Raw genomic sequence first — 261 nt, forward strand, 5'->3', positions numbered from 1 at the left:
TGACGCAGGTGCTGTACCGGCGCTGGCAGGCGGGGAAGAAGCCGGTGGTCATCCTCTCCTGCGAGTTGATCGACAACAACGGCAAAGAGCTGCAGAAGTGCGTGGAGCAGTACATCGGCCAGTGGGGGCTGGAGGATGCGTTCAGAGCCTGGTGCGGGAGCTGCACGTTCTGCTCGACGCTGGTGGACCGCATCGTGCCGGGGCGGATCAAGGACGCGGCGGAAGCGGCGCGCATGGAGGAGGAAAACGGCTACCATGACG

At 64.8% G+C, this 261-nt stretch carries 1 protein-coding gene; it reads left to right on the plus strand.

All coding sequences use genetic code 11. The annotated features are described in order from the left end of the window. Nucleotides 1-261 (plus strand): mannitol dehydrogenase family protein (locus tag ACYQ3S_RS15750; RefSeq protein WP_459690315.1); only part of this gene is annotated, 261 nt, incomplete at both ends.

This window comes from Agathobaculum sp. TL06 (genome assembly GCF_054658635.1).